The sequence below is a fragment of the Kribbella sp. NPDC049584 genome (assembly GCF_040675555.1).
Classification (GTDB): domain Bacteria; phylum Actinomycetota; class Actinomycetes; order Propionibacteriales; family Kribbellaceae; genus Kribbella.
The window spans coordinates 16,300-35,542 of sequence record NZ_JBFAPF010000007.1 but is presented as its reverse complement, the minus strand read 5'-3'; the positions used below and the strand labels follow the sequence as shown (position 1 = coordinate 35,542).

At 69.4% G+C, this 19,243-nt stretch carries 14 protein-coding genes; 1 reads left to right on the top strand and 13 read right to left on the bottom strand.

All coding sequences use genetic code 11. The features are described from left to right. Positions 1-36: 36 nt before the first annotated feature. The 13 genes from AB0J62_RS23500 to AB0J62_RS23440 all read right to left on the bottom strand — a co-directional run bounded on the left by AB0J62_RS23500 (position 37) and on the right by AB0J62_RS23440 (position 11,939). Positions 37-3,045, bottom strand: coding sequence for a hypothetical protein (locus AB0J62_RS23500; protein WP_363874809.1), 3,009 nt, complete (start codon positions 3,043-3,045; stop codon positions 37-39). 21 nt (positions 3,046-3,066) lie between these two features. Then, the gene (locus AB0J62_RS23495; RefSeq protein WP_363874806.1) at positions 3,067-4,017 is read right to left on the bottom strand and encodes a hypothetical protein; all 951 of its coding nucleotides are present in this window, start codon (positions 4,015-4,017) and stop codon (positions 3,067-3,069) included. Positions 4,018-4,129: 112 nt separating this feature from the next. After that, on the bottom strand, positions 4,130-4,765 hold the full coding sequence (locus AB0J62_RS23490) for a hypothetical protein (RefSeq protein WP_363874803.1): 636 nt from the start codon (positions 4,763-4,765) through the stop codon (positions 4,130-4,132). 20 nt (positions 4,766-4,785) lie between these two features. After that, a complete protein-coding gene (locus AB0J62_RS23485) occupies positions 4,786-5,553 on the bottom strand; it encodes a Tad domain-containing protein (RefSeq protein ID WP_363874800.1) in 768 nt (255 codons plus the stop codon). Then, positions 5,540-5,980 (bottom strand): TadE family protein, encoded by a 441-nt coding sequence (locus AB0J62_RS23480; RefSeq protein ID WP_363874797.1) that lies wholly within the window; start codon positions 5,978-5,980, stop codon positions 5,540-5,542. Before AB0J62_RS23480 ends, AB0J62_RS23485 begins: the two co-directional genes overlap by 14 nt. Before the next feature lie 8 nt (positions 5,981-5,988). Further along, the gene (locus AB0J62_RS23475; RefSeq protein WP_363874794.1) at positions 5,989-6,420 is read right to left on the bottom strand and encodes a TadE/TadG family type IV pilus assembly protein; all 432 of its coding nucleotides are present in this window, start codon (positions 6,418-6,420) and stop codon (positions 5,989-5,991) included. An 11-nt stretch (positions 6,421-6,431) separates the two neighbouring features. Next, the gene (locus AB0J62_RS23470) at positions 6,432-6,653 is read right to left on the bottom strand and encodes a hypothetical protein (RefSeq protein ID WP_137254948.1); all 222 of its coding nucleotides are present in this window, start codon (positions 6,651-6,653) and stop codon (positions 6,432-6,434) included. Between the two features lie 100 nt (positions 6,654-6,753). After that, on the bottom strand, positions 6,754-7,674 hold the full coding sequence (locus AB0J62_RS23465) for a type II secretion system F family protein (RefSeq protein ID WP_134099202.1): 921 nt from the start codon (positions 7,672-7,674) through the stop codon (positions 6,754-6,756). Beyond that, a complete protein-coding gene (locus tag AB0J62_RS23460; protein WP_363874789.1) occupies positions 7,671-8,576 on the bottom strand; it encodes a type II secretion system F family protein in 906 nt (301 codons plus the stop codon). Before AB0J62_RS23460 ends, AB0J62_RS23465 begins: the two co-directional genes overlap by 4 nt. Before the next feature lie 4 nt (positions 8,577-8,580). After that, positions 8,581-9,891, bottom strand: coding sequence for an ATPase, T2SS/T4P/T4SS family (locus AB0J62_RS23455; RefSeq protein ID WP_363874786.1), 1,311 nt, complete (start codon positions 9,889-9,891; stop codon positions 8,581-8,583). Then, positions 9,888-10,688 (bottom strand): hypothetical protein, encoded by an 801-nt coding sequence (locus AB0J62_RS23450; protein ID WP_363874783.1) that lies wholly within the window; start codon positions 10,686-10,688, stop codon positions 9,888-9,890. The genes AB0J62_RS23455 and AB0J62_RS23450 overlap by 4 nt, the downstream gene beginning before the upstream one ends. Then, positions 10,688-11,425 (bottom strand): hypothetical protein, encoded by a 738-nt coding sequence (locus AB0J62_RS23445; protein WP_363874780.1) that lies wholly within the window; start codon positions 11,423-11,425, stop codon positions 10,688-10,690. Before AB0J62_RS23445 ends, AB0J62_RS23450 begins: the two co-directional genes overlap by 1 nt. A gap of 52 nt (positions 11,426-11,477) precedes the next feature. After that, entirely contained in the window at positions 11,478-11,939 is a 462-nt protein-coding gene (locus AB0J62_RS23440; protein WP_363874777.1) for a hypothetical protein, read from the bottom strand. Positions 11,940-12,150: 211 nt separating this feature from the next. Between AB0J62_RS23440 and AB0J62_RS23435 the strand changes: the two genes are divergently transcribed. Further along, complete coding sequence (locus AB0J62_RS23435) at positions 12,151-19,236, top strand: hypothetical protein (protein WP_363874774.1); 7,086 nt, start codon at positions 12,151-12,153, stop codon at positions 19,234-19,236. Positions 19,237-19,243 lie beyond the last annotated feature (7 nt).

The following is a 19,243-nucleotide window of genomic DNA, read 5'->3' as shown; positions in this document are numbered from 1 at the left end:
GGGGCGGTTCTTGTTTGCTGCTTCGGTTGCTGCGGGTCAGGCGACCTTGGCGGGGCGGTGGTAGCCGGGGAGGAGTTCGTCGACGAGGGCGTCGGTCTCGGCTTCCGGGCCGCGGGGGGCGCCGTGTTTGGCGAGGGCGGCGTACATCTGGCCGGCGACGTTGGTGACGTCGGCCGTCGTACCGAAGTGGGACGCGAGGCGGAGCGTGGCTCGCCACAGTTCTTCCGAGGCCGGCGAGAAGCTCAGGCCGGTCTGGAGGGCCGTGCGGGCCAGGTTGCCGTCGTTGTGGCTGAGGGACGCCTCGGCGAGCCGCAGTGCGGCGTCGACGACAGCCTCGGCCATCCGGCGCTCGATCCCCGACGCGGCGAGCCACGAGTAGCGGCCGCCGGGCAGGTTCGACCAGGCGGGACCGTGGACCAGGCTCAGCGCCGTCGACAGCGGACCACGCGGGTCGTCCACCATCGTCGCCTGCTTCGCCAGGGTCCGGAACACGTCCCAGTCGACCCGCACGACGCTGCGGTTCAGCATCCAGCGGCCCGACTCGTCGGCGTACATGGCGTCCACCCCCACCCACCGGCGAGTGTGCTCCAGCGCGGCGTCACGCAGCTCCTCGCTGATGCCGCGCGGCCAGATCGCACCGGCGAGCACGTTCGGGTGTACGCCGTAGTCCTGGCTCGCGAGGAACGCGATGATCTCCGTCGACAGCGAGACTCGGCCCTCGTCGATGACACCGCGGGCGTCGACCTCGACCGGACCGAGCAGGTCGACCTCGACCGGAGCCGGCTGGCTGAGATCGGTGGTCGAGAACTCGTACGCCGGCATGTCCTGCTCCGCGCGCCGCTTGTCGCGCGCATCCACCTCGGCCGCGTCGAACAGCGCGACCAGGTCGGCGAACTGCTCCGGGTTGACGCTGTGCGCGTCGACCTCGAGACCGAGCAGCCGGCAGACGGCCTGGTTCTTCTCGTCCACGACGAAGCGCCACGGCGAGTCGATCACGTCGCCGACCACGACGACCGCGATGCTGCGCTGGGCGTCCGCGGCGAGCCGGTTCAGCTGGTCCTGCTCCTCCGGCGACGGCGGCGCGGACACGAAGATGATCTCCGAGCCCCACAACGCCGCGTCCGGGTGCGTCATCCGGGCGTTCGCGACCGAGTCGACGTTCCGCCGCTGGCACGCCTGCACCTGCGCCTCGGTACGCCGGGCAACCTCGCTTATCGCGTCGTCGAGACGGATCCAGTAGCTCAGCCGCGACGGCGCCAGCGACGACAGGTCGTCGCCGAACCCGACCATGCTGATGTGGGCGCCCTCGGACCACAGGTTGGTCGCCAGCTCAACAGCGAGCGAACCGACCACGTCGCGAGACGCATTGGTCACGCCGCCGAACGAGACGATCCCGTTCGCAGTGTCGAGGTCGATCAGCACCGTGGCGCCATCGGCGTTCTGGCCGACCGTGACCAGCGTCGGGTACGGCGCGGGCGCGTTCACCTCGCCGCTCGGACCGTACGCCCGGCGCAGCGTCCAACGGGTGCCTTCGGCAATCGCCTGCCACGGACCGGGCGGCTCGGGCTGAGTCTCGTACGGGTCGAGCACCAGCGTCAGCGCCCGGTCGGTCACCAGCGCGGCGACCACCTTCGGCATCGGCCGCTGCAGCTGCGTCATGTCCGCGCCGAGCTTGCGCAGCGCGTTGTCCACGAACTGCGCGGTCGGGACATCCGACGCGAGCCGCAGGCTTACCTCGGTCTGACGGTGACCCGCAGCCTTCGGGCCGGGACCCTGCGCCCAGCCGCGGCGCCGCTTCAGCGCCAGCGCCAGGCCCGCCGCGAGCAACGCAGCACCGAAGCCGTAGATACCGGCCTGCTGCAGGTTGATGCCGCCGTCGTCGGTCGCGACCGGCGTCGCCTCGGGCACCTGCACACCGCCACCGGCGGGCTCGCCCTTCCCAGCCTGCCCCGTCCCCGGAACGTGCGGCTCGACGGAGACGCTCGGCTCCCCCGGCTTGACGTTCTTCGCGCCCGGGTCGCTCTGGCTGGTGCCGATGACGATCGACGAACCCGGCTCGATGCCCTGCTCGGAGTACCGGGTCGGGCTGCTGGTCTTCGTCTCGGTCTTGCCGCCGGCCTTGGTCTCGGTCTTCGCCTTGACCGTGGGCTTGACGGCCGTGCGGGTCTCGGTCGTGGTCTTCGTGCTGACCGTGGTCTTGCCCGTGCGGTCGTCGATGCTGACGCGCACCGTGTGCACACCCGGACCCTTGGCGTCGCTCGGCAGTCGCACCTGCCAGCCCGGCATGATCAGATCGGGGTTGGTCAGCCGGCGACCGTCGGGCTGAAGCTTGTTCTTGTTGAGGTCGTAGATCTCCTTGTACCGGCGACCCTCGCCCAGGTACCGCTCGGCGATGTCCCACAGGCAGTCGTAGTTGCGTCCCTGCGGCGGACGGACCTCGGTGTACTTGATGACCTGACCCTGATGGTCGTGGTTCGTCCGTACGCCGGTCGTCGTCTTCTGGTTGCCCGCGAGGATCTTGCTGGCCGCCTCGGTCTGACGGAACTGCGACGTCGAGCTCTGCTCGCTCCCGTGCCGTGCCGACACCGAGGTCGGCGCGGCCGGGCCGGAAGTGGTGACGGCGCTCGCGACCGGCAGGCTGACGCCCGCGCCGGCGGCGATCAGTACGACGGTGCCGATCAACCGGCGGGCGATCGTCTGCGAACCGCCGCCGAACGGGATATGTGGAGACAGGCCGTGGCCGCGGATCTCCGCGACGGCTTCCGCGATCAGGCAGATGACGAAGTGCAGCCAGGCGACCCAGATGACGAACGCGATGATGCCGAGGACGGTGCGGATGCTCAGCTCGTCGAGCAGCATGCTGCTGGTCGGCATCTTGTCCGGCCACGGAGTCCCGAAGAACCGCAGCAAGATGTACGGCACACCGCCGACGATCGCCAGAATCGCGAGCAGCGCGACGAACCCCTTCAACCGGTCCGCGCCCGGACTCCCCACCCGCCGCTGCGGCAACCGCGCCGCACGCACCGGCTCATTCGTCCTTACCATCGCTCCTCCATACCCCCACCATCAACCACCAATGGCCTGCGCTTCCTGAACCGGAAGCCGCTGGACCGCCGTCACGTTCGCCTGCCCGATCGGCTGCCAGCCGCCTTGGCCCTTACCGACCCAGTACGACACTTCCCACGTGATCGTCAGCTTCACGGTGTACATGTCATCGGGCTGGTTCGCACTGGATCGCTTGTATGTGTGCTTGCACGTGTTGATCTGATGGAACGGATCCTGGGTTTCGTCATACCCGTCCGGATCGTCCTCCGGAGTCACACCCATCGCGCACTTGAACGGCTTGGTCCCGTCCCCCGGATCGATCGTCATCTCGACGACCAGGCCGCGCATGGTCAAGTTGTGCGTCGGGTCGATGTACCCGCTGTACTTGCCGGGATCCTTCTTCGGGTCGGCCTCTACCTTCGAGCTGTCCGCCGTCAGCGAGAAGAAGGCCGGCACGTTGACCCGAGGCGTGAACGTCGGCATGACCACCAGCGCCGGGGGTGGATAGCTGCTCCTGAACTGGTGCCAGAAGGGCTCCATGTAGTTCGGGAACGGGCACTGCGCCTCCTCCACCGGACCGACCGGGACATATGCGCGCTCCAGATGCGCGTTGTCGCCACCGTCGTAAGTGTCGAGGTTGTAGTCGGTGATCGTGATCCGCATCACCCACTTCTTTCCCTCCGGTGCCTTCGGCAGCCGGATGCCGTCCGGGATGTCGAAGTCACGGCATGGGATGAACGGCTTGCCGCCGAGTCGCTCCCGCCAGGTGGGTGGGGGCGTGCTGTTTCCGGTCGGGATGTAGGCCGAGCCGTTGCTGCAGTACGCGCCGAAGCCGATCGAGTTGACGTACATGCTGCAGACCGAGGTGCCTGTTTGGATCGTCTCCGCGGACGCCGTGGTGACCGGGCCGGCCATGAGTAGTGCGAGGACGGCGCTCAGGACCAGCAGTCCGCGGCCCACTCGGTTCTGCATCCTCACTCCCCAGATTCGACAGCTCTTCGGCAGGTTATCTTCGACCAGGTGCATCATGCCCGTTGCTCAATGCCCCGTCACCTATTCGGAATGTGAATTCACGGGTTCCGATCTAGGCCGGATAGTGCACGCGCGCACAGTTCACGCCTTTCGGTGTAGCCAACCGGTACGGCAGCCAGCCGATGCCGGTCTGGATCATCTCGATCACCTCGGGCGAGCCGTTCGGCGTCACCACCGTCCACTGCTTCGCCTTCGGGTCCCAGTACTGCGTCCGCTGCGAACGGCACGTCTGCACCGCGACCGTGCCGTCGGCCGTGCGCTTCGCGCCGACGATGACCACGCTGCCCGGGGGCTTCATGATCCAGCCATTGCGCTGGGCGTCGTAGATGCCTTGCGACACGTCTGAGTAGAAGTACGACGGGAACTTCTTCCGCAGGACCGTGTCGTCCTTCGACACCAGCGCCTGGAAGTACAGCGGGTAGCTGGTCACGAGGCCTTGGACGGCGGGGTTGGAGGCGAAGTTCCCGGCCTTGATGATGATTTGTGCTTTGGGTGCCGTGGTCGGCTTGGTGGTGGTGGCGGGCTGGGTCGGGGTAGTGGTGCTGGGCTCGGTGGACGGTGTGGTCGAGGGCGAGCTCGGGTCGGAGCCGCCGGCGGGGACCGGGAGGGTGCCGTCGTTGGAGTTCTTGCTGCAGGCACTCAGCAGCAGGACGGCGGCCAGCAAGGCGGGGAGGGTGAACCTACGCACGGGAGGCAATCCTTTGGTCTCTAGCGGCCGGGCGGCTTGGTCGTTGACGGCGGCTCCGTAGTGGACGGGGGTTCGGACGGATCGCGGGACGGCGGCGGTGAGGAGTTGGTGTCCGGGGGCGGCGTGACGTTCGGCGAGCAGGTGGCGGGGAACGGGAACGGCGACAGGGTCCAGGTCGGGGTCGGTGAGCCGACGGTCCAGGTCGGGCAGGGCAGGTCGATCGTCGGCGGGTGGGCGATGGAGGTCGGCGCGCCGGGGCCGTCGGTGGTCGGGTACACCGAGATCGGCGGGATCGTCGGGCTCTCGTCGGCCTTCTCGATACCTTGCTCGGCGTGCGCCTGACCGGTGCCGCTCGCCTTCAACGACGTCTTGCCGATCAGGCCGAGGAACGTGGTCTTGTTGGCGATGTCGACCTGGATGTCGACCTCTTTGTCGGTCAGCGTGGTCGGACCGCAGGAGGTGACGGCCGGGTCGTTGTTGCGCACCTGCGCGCAGAACCCGGAGATCGCGGTGGCCGCCTTCGTGGTGTCGATCTTCGCCTCGGCGACGTTCAGCTGGATCGCCGCGGCGCCGACGCGAGCGGCCTCCTGGGCGTACCCGACCGCGCGGGACCGTGCGCCGAGCTGACGCCCGCCGTCGATCACCAGGCCGGCCAGCGTGAAGATCATCACCGCGAGGATCGCGACCGCGGGACTCAGCGCGCCGCGGGAGAACAGCCGATGGTTGCCAGGGGCATCGATCCGGAAGAACTCGACCACCCGCGAACGGTGCCGTTCAGGAGCCGTCACCGCGCACCCCCCGGTACGGGTCGAGGGACGAGGTGAAGCGTTTGGTGATCGTGGTGTCGCCGCCGAGTCCGAGCAGCCCCAGATCGCGATAGTTGATCGTGCAGGTGACCTCGACCGACAACGGCGACCCGGCTACGAACCCGGTGGTGATCGAGCCGGACGCGGAATCCTTGCAGGACTTGATCGCCTGGCCCATCGTCGTACTCACGGCCTCGTCCACCCGGGTCTGGGCCTCGGGCAACGACCGCGCCTGGCTGGCGCTGCGGGCTCCGTCCCGCGCCGCGCTCTCCAGCAGCGACGACGTCTGGAAGTACCGCCCGCAGGCGAGCAGGAACATGAACAGCAGGAGCAGCACCGGCGCGAGGATCACCATCTCCAGCGCCATCGTGCCGCGCTGCCTGTGCTGCCCGCGCGTCCCCAGTTTCATCCTCACGCTCACTTGTCGGCTTGGAACTGTTCGATCTGGCCGGTGGCGGTCCGGCTCACCTTCAGTTTCAGTCCGGGGACCAGCGAGACGGTGTCCCCGGTGACGGTGAACGAGACCGAGCCTTCCGGGCTGTTGTACGCCGGGAACGGGACCTCGGTGTGCTGCAACGTCGTACCGCCGAGCTGTGCCGCGTACGACTGGATGTCCGACCGCACCTTCTCCCCCACCGCGGTGGTGTAGACGGTCGGCTGCACCAGCCGGAGCCGGGACACACCCTCTTCCGCGGCGTTCAGTGCGACCGAACGCCCGTACAGCCACAGCGCCGTCTGGATGGACAGGAAGATCAGCGTCAGGATCGCCGGCGCGAGGATGGCCAGCTCGAGTGTGCTGACTCCTCGCTCCGACCGTCTGCGCCGCAACTTCAGCCGGCCCGAACGCATACCTGCGACCGTCAGCTGCCCGTATCGATATCGGCGGTGTGCTTGCTGATGACGCGCTTGACCACTACGCCGATCGCCAGTGCGGCGACGACCAGGATCCCCGAGATGATCGCCCACTCGAGTGCGGAGGCGCCCAACTCGGTGTGCCCCTGTCGCGCCCGGGCCCGCTGGGCCTGCGCCCGTGCGAGCGCGTAGCGGGCCATGGTCCGCCAGAACATCAACTCCGAGGTCATCCGATTGCCTTCCAGATCGTGAGGCCGAAGGAGGCCTCAGTATGCCCTGTACGACGGGCTACGCCGCCTCGCGGATCCCGTGCCCTGGTCACTGTTTTCCCTAACTTCCGAGGATGGCCACTCCGGCCGGGAAGGCCAGGAACAGGAAGAATGCCGAGATCATGACCAGCTGCGCAACCAGCATCGACTGAGAGCGCTCACCCGCCTTACCTTCCACGTCCGCCAGCTCCTTGCGCCGCAGCGATGCCGCCCGCGCGAGCAGCGACGAGCGGATCTTCGCGCCCTCGTCGCCCGCCAGCGCCAGCGCCGACGCGAGGTCCCGCAGCTCCTCGACACCGAGGTCCTCGCCCAGCAGTGCCATCGCGTCCCAGGGCGTGATCCCGATCAGTCGCGCGTTCGCGAGCGCCTGCCGGATCCGGGCCATCGCCCAGTGCTCGCCGATCGTCGACGCGGTCATCAGCGCCTCGGGCAGGCCGCGGCCGCCGGCCAGGTTCATCGCGACCAGGTCGAGGAAGCTGCCGACCACATGCCGGAAGTCGCGGCGCCGCTTCTCCGCCTCCTGCCGCAAGGCCAGGTCGGGCAGGAAGAACGCCAGCACCACGAACGCCAGCGTCACGATCGCCGGCGCCGCGCCCGGTGCGGCGAACCCGATCGCGGAGAACAGGAACAGCACGATCGGGATCAGGATCAGCGCGCCGAGTGCGAAGAACACCTTGGTGGCGAGCATCGCGGCGAACGGCTGGTTCATCACCGCGAGGTCGCGGCGGAGCTTGCCGAACGCCCAGCCGCGCGCGTTCGCCTCGGCCTCGAGCCGTCGGCCCAGCGTCTCCCGGGCCCGGTCGACGCCGCCGAGCACGCGCTCGCCGGCCGCGCTCGCCGTTGCGCCACTCGTGTACCCGCCGCGCCCGGCGTCGATCCGCGCGATCGTCGACAGCACGTTGGTCCGCGGCTTGATGAAGATCCGGATCGCGACGTACACGCCGAGGCCGGCCAGGCCGCCGGTGATGAAGGCCCAGGTCATCCGCTCACCGTTTCCATCCGGTCGTCACCGGGCCGGCTCAGCCGGCCGTCGGCGCTCATGCCGATCAGGAACCGCTCCGGCACCTCGATCTTGGCCAGTCGCCGCAGCCACAGCAGACCGAGCGCGTACAGGCCGATCACAACGGTCAGCACTGCCTGCCCGATGAAGCTGCGGTACGGCGCCATGTACGTCGGATTGAACAACACCAGGCCCGCCGCCATGATCAGCGTGATCGCGACGACCACCTGCACGCTGCGCCGGGTGGATCGCCGTTCCGCCGCGACCTTCCGCCGTACGTCGAGCTCCTCGCGCGCCGAGTCCGCCAGCGCGCTCAGCACCTCCCGCAGACCGGGTCCGCGGAGCCGGGCGTTGAGCACCAGGGCCGCGACGATCAGGTCGGCGGACGGGTCGTTCAGGTCGTCGGCGAACCGCATAAGGGCCGACGGCAACGGTTCGCGGATGCGCAGCCTGTCGACGAGCAGGTTGAGGCTGGGCTTGACCGCGGGCGCCGCGTTGACCGCGGTTGCCGGGATCGCCTGCTCCAGACCGACCGCGCCGGCGATCGTGTCGCGCAGGGCTTCGGTCCACGTGGCCAGGGCGTCCAGCCGGTCGATCGCGCGACGTTCCTCACCGGTGCCGCCGAAGAAGCGGTCCGCCATACCGGCCAGCAGACCGAGCGCGATCGCGAGTACCAGCCAGCGGGTCACCACCAGCACGACCAGGCCTACCGCGATGCCGGCGCCGAGGCGGATCAGGTTCCGCCGGCTGCCGGCGCCGCGGTTGCGGAACAGGGACGGCGTCTCGTCCTTCGGCTCGGTGCCGCGGATCGCGACGATCAGCAGCAGCACCGCGCCGCCGACCACCGCCCCACACAGCAGCGCAAGCAGAGTCTGGTTGCTCATCGCCTCACGCCCACGTTCCGTGCACGAGCGGCTGGTACCCGAAGTGCTCGAGTTCGTCCATGCAGGCGATCGGAGCGTGCGCTGCGGCCCGACCGTCCGGTCCGGGGGCGAACACCTCGCCGGACAGCACCCGGCCGTCCCAGCCGGTCACCTCGCGGATGCTCTCGATGTACCGGCTGAGGCCGCCGCCGCGGGTGTAGTCGTTGTGCTTGCGGACGAACACGACGAAGTCGAGCGCACCGGCGATCAGCATCTGGGTGGCGTCCATCGGCAGCCGCTCCATCGCCTGGATCGCGTAGGTGCTGATCCGGTTGAACACCTCCATCGAGCTGTTCGAGTGGATCGTCGACAGCGAGCCGTCGTTACCCTGGCTCATCGCGTTCAGCATCGTCACGATCTCGTCGCCCAGCACCTCACCCACGATGACCCTCGAGGGGTTCATCCGCAGCGAGCGGCGGACCAGATCGGCCATCGTGACCTCGCCGACGCCCTCGGAGTTCGGCAGCCGTTCCTCGAACGCGACCACGTTCGGGTGCAGGTCCTTGAACTCCCCCAGCCCGAGCTCGAGCGAGCGCTCGACCGTGATCAGGCGCTCGTGCGGCGGGATCTCGTTGGCCAGCGCGCGCAGCAGAGTGGTCTTCCCGGAGTTCGTCGCGCCCGCGATCATGATGTTCTTCCGCGCCGCGACCGCGGCCCGCAGGAACGAGGCGATGTCATCGGTCATCGTGCCGTTCTGCACCAGGTCGCGCAGGAACACCTTGCCGAGTCGCGCGCGCCGGATCGAGACCGCCGGCCGCGACGTCACGCCCATCACCGCGGACAACCGGGAGCCGTCGGGCAGCCGCAGGTCCAGCTGCGGGTTGGCCGAGTCGAACGGGCGGCTGGTCAGGCCCGCATGCGCGGCCAGCACCTGGATCAGCTCGACCAGTTCCTCATCGCTCTCGGCCACCGGACCGGGCGTCTCCTCGCGGCCGTCGCCGTACTGCACGAAGACCTGGTCGCAGCCGTTGATGTCGATGTTCTCGACCTCGGGGTCGTCGATCAGCGGCTGCAGCCGGCCGACCCCGAACAGCGCGGAGTGGATCGCGCCGGCGATCTGCGCGTCGTCGTCCGGGGTCGGCGGCGTCCGGCCCTCGGCCAGCTCGTACCGCGCATGGTCCTCGAGCACCTGCACGATCAGAGACCGTGCGTACTCCCGCTCGTCCTCCGCACTCATCGGAGGTACGCCGTTCACCTGGTCGCGGCGACGCTGCTCGTTCAGCCGCTCCGCAACCTGCACCCGCAGCTTGCGCACCAGCTCCTGATCAGCGCTCATCGATATTCACCCGACGGGAAAGCCGCGTTGGCCATGTCGAAGTCCTGCGGCGGCGGTGCGGACACCAGGGATGCCATCTCCGCGGTGATGTCGGTCGCGGACCGGATCAGCGGGGTCTTGTCGAGACGACCGTGGCCGCGTCCGTCGAAGAACGCCGCACCGGCCGGGTCGTACGCCAGGTGCCAGCGGTGCCGCACCGGTACGGACATCGCGTCCAGCACGGTCCAGACCTGCTTGACGCCGTCGCGCCGCTTCGGGTCGGCGACGACGACCACTCCGAGCTGTGCGTCGACGTGGTGCGCCAGAGTGGACAGGCGCTCGCGCAAGTGCGCGACCGACGAGCCGGTCGCCGTACAGACCAGTACGACGAGCCGCGCGGACTGGATGACCGGCAGTTGCGGCGAGGACGCACCGATCCGGCCACAGTCCGCCAGTACGTCGCTGTTCTGCATCTGGTTGAACGAGATGCCCAGCGGATGCCACAGACCACCCATGCCGCCGACCTGCTCCGGCGAACGAACACCGAGCAGTACGTCGAGACCGCCGTCGAGCTGCTGGCTGTGCGCGAGGATCACCTCGTCGCCCAGGCCCTTGCGGCTCGCGGCGGCCAGGCTGACGAGGCCGCGGTCGGAGTTGAGCGCCGAACCACCCGGTCCGGTCATCCGGATCGCCACGTCGCTGCCGGCCGGGTCGCACTCGGCCAGCAGCACCTGCCGCGGCCAGAGCGCACCGATGACCAGACTCGCGGTGGTGACGCCGGGTGAACCCTTCGCGCTCGCGAATGCCACCAACGCCATCAGTTCGCCCCGCCGTTGCGCTCCACGTCGGTCTTGGTCCCCGGGGCCAGCTTCGCCACCATCAGCGACTTGGACGCCGCCGCGGCGCCGACCGTGGTGATCTGGTCGGACGGGATCAGCACGGTCACGTTCAGCGAGCTGTTCGCGCTGGTCTTGGAGTCCGTGATGGCACCCGCGCTCGAGGTCACCATGGCCGCCTTGACCAGCGTCAACGCCGACGTCCCGTCCTGATTGGCCGTGGGGACCCGGGTGATCGAGACGATGTCGCCGACGTCGAGCCCGTCCGACGGCGCGCGCCCGGCTTCCAGGCTGATGCCGACCAGGGCCGCGCCGGACGGGATCGGCTGCTGACCGTCCTTGCTGAAGTTCTCCGGCGTGACGAACTGGTCCTTGTAGAGCCAGGTAGTTGTGTAGCGGCCGAGGTATTTGCTCGCCTGGGACCACGGGATCAGACCACCTGTCGCACCGGCCAGGTCGCCGCGGGAGAGATCCTTCGCCTCGAGCTTGTGCCCGGGCGGGAGGCTGTCGGCGGAGATCGCCACGAAGTCGGAGCGGTTGCCGCTGTTCAGTGCGATCAACGCCGACCCGGCGGCACCGAGCAGGATCAGGATCACCGCGAGCGCGGCCAGGGCCGGACGCCGCTCCCGGCTGCTCGGGAGGCGGTTCGGGCCACCTGCCGATCGGCCCGCGGCCCGGGCGCCTTGGGAAGGGGTTCGCGTGGAGGACGAGAGACTCACGCGCCTACCGTAATGGCAGCTAGGTACCACTCGGGCCAGCAGGCCGGTGCCGTTATCGCGCCGCGACCCGCCTGCGTTCGAAGGTGGTCAGCAGCTCGTTGAAGGCGCCCGGACCGCCATATAATTGGTCTAGATAGGTGTACAGCGCGCGCAGCGCCTTGCCCAGGTCCTGCTGCCACCCGCTCTGGTGCTCCAGCCAGGTCATCAGCTCCCGTCCTTCGACGAGCGTGACCGCCGCGTTGACCGGCTGAACCAGCCGGTCACTCTCCGGATCCCCGACGCCGCTGGGCCCGCGGACCTCCCGGACCGCGTCCGCGAGTGCCTGCCGCTCGGCTCCGGTATAGACGTAGTCGAAGCCGGACTTCCCGTGCAGCTGATCGAGGTACGCACACAGCGCGGTGAACAGCTCAATGCCGTCGTACTCCGGGCCGTCGCCGGCGACGTGCCGTAGCCGGGCGACCATGCTGCGCGCCTCGGAGACGCTCCACTGCGATGAACCGAGCCGCTCGACCATGGATTCGATCCTAGGTGGGCGGTCCGGCGTAAATCGTTAACAGTTCGGGTGGTTCGAGTTGCTGGCGGGTAACCGATTGTTTGCTAGATTCCGGAACTAGGACGTCCTAGTGACAACTGGTGAGCATCTGGACACCCGACGAGAGGGGGCGAGTCGGCTGACCACACCCATTTCGTCTGCCGTCGATCCGACGACTCGCGCCCGTTGGGCAGTGGGAACCGCACTCGGGATCCTTCACCCGTCAGCCGTTCCGCTGCGTAACGGCAGGGTCTGGCTGACCGGTCGTGACGACATGGTCCCGGCGCACGTCATGCGGGCCCTGGAGGCGCAACTCGCTCGCCGGGCCGCGGACCGTGCCGCCGACGACCGTCTGCTGGCCGAGGCCATCTGCGTGCTCGGGGCCGAGGTCGCCCGCGCCCGCGGTCAGGTGCCGGCTCGCGGCGCGGTCGGAGCGCTCGACCAGTACTTGCGTGGCCCGGGGCTGGACCAGTCCCGCCGTGCCGAGGCTGAGGCGCTGCTCAGATACGCGCTGATCAGTGCCGCTCCCGATGACCCGGAGGCCGCAGCCAGGCTGGACCGCCTGCGCGGATCGGCGCGACCCGTCGCGCTGTCGACGATCGTGTCGGCCTCGGCGACGATCAGCCGCGATGCCCTCGTTGTCGGCGTGAACGGGCCCGTGAACGGGCCACCGAACCCCTCGGCCGGCCGGCGACATCGCGCTCCGGTCGGCAGCAACCACAGACGTGCCGAAGGTCGGCGGGTCTGGACCTCGCAAGTTCACGGCACGGGCCTGGTGACCGGTGCCGGCGGACGACCGAGTAGCCAGACCGATCTGACCGGGTCCGGTGCGTTGACGGCTCTTGCCGCGATGAACCAGGTGGATCTGGCCGCCTCGGTGACCGATCAGCCGGTCATCGACCTGCAGAGGCAGCACGCGATCCTGCGGACGACGGTCACCGACGTACCGCAGTATGTCCGGGTCGAGATCGGGAAGACCACGCTCGGCGCGATGGCGCAGGGCATCATCCGGTCCGGTACGGCGGACGACCCGCACGTCCTGCAGATCTCCCCGCGGCTCGCGGACGAGCAGCTGCGTCACGTATGGACCCACCAGCTTTCCCTGCTGACACAGGAGATCGCGGCCGCGCAGGCGGACCGGCCGCACGGCGTACTTCGCCGGCTGAAGTCGGTCTTCGGCCACGAGCGGCGCGACCGCCGGCTCCACGCGGACCACGCGGCGTACCAGGTCATGGTGCGGGACTGGCAGCAGGCACGCGCCGAGACGCTGGCCAACGGCGCGCCGAGTGGGCCGCGCAGCCTGTCGGAGCTGGAACGCGACCTCAACGGACTGGCCAGGACCATCCGGCGCCACGGCGGACTCGAGCCTGTTCTGCCTTGGTCCGCCGAGGCGATCGCAGGACCCGACGCAACGGCCTTCGGCATCGCCGCAGCACGCGCAAACGAGCGGCCGGCGCCGCACTCGGTCGCGCACCTGCGCGAAGAGGTCCTCACCCAGATCCAGTCGCTCGAGTCCTCGGTCACCGAGCTCCAGTCGCAGTCGGCCACCAAGGCGGAGACGGCGCTAGCCGCCGCAGAGTTGGCCGAAGAGACCAGGCGCAAGGCCGACACGGAGGAACAGGGCCTCGACGCCGGTGCCGCCGAACGCGCCCGGATGATGCGGGTCACGGCCACGGCCGCTGAGAACAAGTCCACCCGGCACAAGGAGATCCGCGACGCGTACGGCGATGCCGCGGCCGAGGCGCAGAAGGCTCTGAGGGCGTACCGGACGCTCCTCGACGGGATCGACTCGGGCGGATCGCAAGGCCAGCTCCTCGCGCTGGCCGACGCGGCGCGCAGTCAGGTCACCAAGTACGAGCAGAGCTACAAGGCCGCGATGCCGGTCGCGGATGTGCTGATGACCGGCACGCCCGAGGGTGCTCCGGTCACCCTGCCGGTCGACGTGATCAATGAGGAACTGACCGCGAGCGGCGCGTCGCGCCAGCTGCCTCGGACCGGGCCGCTGCCGCTGGAGAGTGCGGAGTACCGCCTGCTGCTCTCGCAGGACGGCATGGTGTTCCCGGTCCCCGGTGACGGGGATGGCAGCGTCTCGGAGATGCCCGAGGTCCGGGTCCGGATGCGCGCACGCAACCTCCGCGAGATCACCCGCCGCGACTTCGAGATGGCCGAGCAGATGTCCGGCACGCTCGGCGAAGGCGGTATCAGCGCAGGCACCACCGCTACGCATTCCGGCAGCACCACCGTCGGCCTGAACCTGCAGCCGATCCTCGCCATGGCCGCACCGGGTACGCCGCTGCACGCGGCCGCCCAGCTGACCAAGCCGAAGCTCGAAGTGACCCACGGCCACACTCTCGCCGACAACGCCGGCGAGACCGGGCACCATCAGCTCGGCTGGGTCAGCGTCCATCGTGGCGAGTCGCTTCTGGTGGAGTGGGACGGCATTCTCGAGGTGGAGGTACGCAACTCCCCCACCGAGCCCTGGTCACCGGTCCGGAGCATCGACGCCGGTCCCCAGCAGACCTGGGTCGCCAGTCCGTACACCGTGAAGCCACCGTCCAAAACGGTCACGCTCGCGGAGCTCGGCCACGCCCAGGACGTCACCGGCGAGTTCCCGCGCTTCACGATGGACAACGTCGACGGTCTGCGTGGCGTCGCGACAGACGTCATCAGGCAGGCACAGGAGCGGTACGGCGACCTGGACGAGGTCACCGCCAGCCACATCTCCGGCCTGATCGTGGCGGACACTCCACGGCTGATCCACGACATGAGCCGTCCGGGCGGTCTCACCCGGAGCTTCCGGGCCGCCGACAACAACGAGTACGAGCTCACCTGGGAGGTCACACCCGATTGGAGCGCTGCCGAGCTGATCGGCGAGTTCAGCTCTGAGATGGGGATGGAGAAGGTTCCGGTCGGCTTCCTCGGCGGCAACGCCAGCCAGACGTACGGCGCGTCCCTCACCGGCACCGGATCGCTGTCGTTCCCCGGCGTACGGGACGCGGCCCACCCGCTGGGCGCGGCGACGGTGCTGAACGATGTCGGTGGTTCTGGTGTGAACCTCTCGCCGAGCGTCTCGGCCGGGCGGAACGTGTCCCGGCAGGGCGGCCAGAACATCAGCAACACGACGATCTCGCCCGTCGTCCACCGCTTCATGGGGACCCAGGGCGTCAAGGTCCCGCTCCGGACGACCGCGACGCTGCGCCGGGTCGGCGACAAGAAACCCCCGATCGTCGTCAAGAGTCCTTGTACGGCGCACATGCGGGTGGCGGAGAACGACCTGCTCCGGGCCGGCGGGCGCGCGGATGCGAAGGCGATCCGTCGGGACGAGCACGACGCGATCCGGACCGACCAGGACGGCCGGGTGCTGCTGCGCAACGACCCGGAGCCGCCGACCGGCCCGCAGACGGCGCCGCCGTGGATGGGCCGCGGACCGAACCAGATCCGCGGCGTCGGCCAGGGGATGGTTCAGAACGTCGTCGGCGCGGACGATGCCTGTCATGACGCGCTGATGGGGCTCCAGGCGGAAGGCCTGGTGCCGGAGCTCGACGAGCACGACCGGCCACGCGGAGACCGGCCGGCGACCAGGTCCCAGCTCGCCAACTACGAGCGCGTCGTCCAGGCGATCAGTGCGGCGCGGCTCGCGGCGGGGATGAACGAGGCCTGCCAGGGCGGCCTGATCGTCGTACTCGAGGACCAGGGTTTCGCCGGCACACCGCGCTGGCGCCCGTTCCGGTTGACCGCCGACCAGGAGTACGACGAGAAGACCGGGACCTTCGTGTCCGAGGGCCGCGGCACGAGCACGAACGAGAACCAGGTGCCGCTCGGCATCAGCTCGGTGGCCTCCAGCCGGACGATCGGACGGAGCAGCTCGGTCCCGGTCTCCGCCGGGATCGAGGGCGGGATCGCACCGGCGAAGGGCATCCGCGGCTGGGCCGCCAAGCTCGGGGTGAAGGTCAGCCGGTCCGCGTTCATGCGGAACATGAGCTGGACGGCGGGACTCCGGATCAACCGGGTCACGCTGCGCGAGAGCACCGAACCGCTCGACCGGGTCAGGCAGAGGATCCGGATCAGGTTCGCGGAGATCACCGACGAGGGCGATGCCCCGCCGCTGGCCGATGTCCTCGGCAGCATGGAACTCGCCTACGACAGCTCGCTGGCCCGGGCCGCTGCACCGGTGTTCGCACAGAACCCGAAGGCTCCGACCGCGGAGGCCGTCCAGCAGGCGATACCCGTCGCCGTCGACGCGGGCAACGCGGCTGACGCGCTGGTCGACGCGATCCCGGCGATCCGTGCTGACTCCACCGCGCTGCCGGCGCTGCACGCGGCGCTGGCCCCGACCAGTCTGATCGCCAACCGCGAGTGGATGAACGGGACGTACAAGCCGACGTTCATGGTCGTGCAGGCGCCGGGCAATCCGGTCCACGCCTTCCGGGACGGCACGATCCTGCCGCAGCAGTACCAGGTGCAGATCCGCGGCGAGGCGGTCAGCCTCACCCATGTCGCGATGACCCAGCAGAACAGCGTCGACATCAACTTCACGATGAGCGACGTCGGGTACACCTCGGGGACGTCCACCTCCGGCGGCGTCAGCGGCAGGGCCGGCGGCGGCCCGGTCGCGGCCGACGGATCGGCGTACTCCGGAGGCGCGTCGCTCGGCCGGACCGGAGGTACTGCGCAATCGACCACGGTCAGCGAGACGTCGGGCGAAGAGCGTCTGCTGATCAATGCCGGCACGCACCATCAGTTCCTCGAGCAGTACCGGATGTTCGCGGACATCGTGCACAACGGGCAGGTCGTCAAGACTGTGCCGCTGCCCGATGCGACCGTGCAGAAGCTGATGGCCGAGCGGCGGGCGCTGGAGCTCTACGCGTCCAACAAGCTCGACCTGCCGCTGAGCGTGGTCAGCGATGCGGCCGAGCGGTACCTGAACGACAAGCTGCCGCTCAGTCCGCGCGTCCGTGGCGGCTTCGTCCGGCGCTACACGCTGGAGAAGCAGGGCGTCACCACTGGTCTGGCGGCGACGCACACGACCGAGCGGTTCGCTGCGAAGCTCCGCGCGGAAGGCCTCGCCGCGGCAGACCAGTACCGAACCGAGGACGAGAAGCTCACCGCGAGCATCGATCAGTCCGACGAGCTTGCCAGGACCGGCCGCACCATGCACGCCACCGGGGCCTACAAGGACAGCCTGGGCGCGGCCGAGGTCGAGAAGCTGGTGGTCATCTCCGGCCAGGTGACCCGCCCGGTCGACCTCGAACCACAGGTCGCGGCCCAGGTCGACGAGGTCGCACCCGGCCTGCGGAACGCGAGTCCGGTGCTGCAGGCCGGGCTGGACATCGCTCTGAAACCCGAGAACCTCAGCGGCCAGCTCGACGACATGCTCGGCCCGGCCGGGCTGGAGATCCCGCTCGAGGCGCCGCTCGACGGCCGGGAGCATCCCGACGTCATCGTGGTCGTGGTGCGGGCGCACTTCGAGGGCGATCTGACTGTCCGCGCGGTGCAGACCGACAAGGACGGCAAGCTTCTCCTCGACGAGCACGGCCGGCCGAAGCTGGCACCGGAACAGGCCGGTGGAGCCGAGCAGATGTACGACTACGAGGGGCGCGACCGGTCCGTGAGCAGGACCCGGTCGATCACCGTCGGCGCCGACGGCGGACTGCCCGGGCAGGGCGGTGTCAATCCGACCGGCGGTCTGTCGACCGACCTGACCACGACCGACACCCTGGGCGACGGTCACCAGAACACCAACATCCGTCGGCACGGCGACTTCGTCCGGAACCTTGCCGAGCGGAAGGTGGTCTTCACCACCGAGGTGGTCCGGCTGCACAACGCCGGCGCGGCAGCGATGACCAGCACCAGCGCGAAGCTGCGCCGGCTCGACCCGGACGTCCAGGTCACCCGGTCCGCGCCGCGCGAGCTGACGGCGACGCTCTACACGATGATGCCGGAAGGCGAGCTGAAGGACGGCCCGGCGCCGCAGACCGCTGAGCAGGCCGAGGAACGACCCGACCACCGCACGGTGCGGCTCCCGGAGGGCGCGATGCCGCTCCGGTCGGTGCCGTTCGGACGGGGTGAGAAGAAGCAGGACCAGCTGTTCGACAACCTGACCGCCGTACTGCGGCAGCGGCAGTTCCTCGGGCGGCGTGGTCTGGCCGACTTCCGGCACCTGATCCGGGCGACGCTCAAGCCGAGCGCGCTGAAGGCGAAGGTCGGGCGGCTGCTGGACGGCGGGATCGACCTGGTGCCGATGGCGCAGCCGGGCAACGGGAAGACGATGATCAACGTCACCGTCAACGCCACCCCGGTCGGCTGGGAGCTGGACGGCGACCCCTCGCCGGGTCAGGAGGGCCACGTCTGGCGTAGCCAGCGGGTGGCGCGCTCCGGCAGCTCCCGCAACCGTCGTACGCCGGTGACCGCGACCGGCGGGCTGGACGGCGGCATCGTGTCGGTCAGCGGCTCGATGGGCGAGCAGGTCAAGGAGCAGACCGGCGACGCGAACGGCACCCGGCTCGAGCTCAGCCGGTTCCTCGAAGGCCAGATGGTCACGGTCCGGATCCCGGTCGTGTACGACGCCACGATCCGCACCAGCACCGACAACGGCCGCGGCGAGCAGGTCACGAGGAAGACCACCCACGTGCCGAATCTGGCGAACGGCCAGCTGTTCGTGCGGATGCTCGCTCACCGCTACCTCGAAGGCCTCCGGCAACTGGAGCAGGGCGCAGAGCTGGATTCCGTGCTGGCGAATTCCCGGCTGCAGGCCGTGCCGGAGAAGCTGGGACGGCCGGACCTCGTGGCGACGGAGTACGCCGACGGAAAGACCGAAGGGGTGCACCAGCCGTACCGCCCCCTGCTGGCGGCGATCGACCGGGCACAAGCGACGCAGAAGCCGGTTGTGCTGCTGGTCAAGGAGGCCGACGGCACAGAGCGGAAGTACCAGGCGCTGCCCGGCGATCCCGCCCGCAACAGGCCTCCGACGTTGCTCGGCGTGAACGACGGTGGTTTCGCCTCCGCGTTCGCGACGCTGAATCCGCAGCTGGCACGGATGGCCGAGGGCCGGGTCGACCTGCGCGAGCTCTACAACACGTCGCCGCCGGACGGCAGCTTCAGCGGCAAGGTCGCGGCCGAGCTGGAGAAAGCCGGCGTACCTCGGGATGTGCTGAAAGCGCTCGACTACACCACCGCCGCGCACACGATGACGCCGGCGGCCGCTCCGGCCGCGCACCATCCGCCAGGCGGCCGAACGGTTGCACCGACCGGCCACGGACAGACGATGACCGGACTTTGAAGGCGAT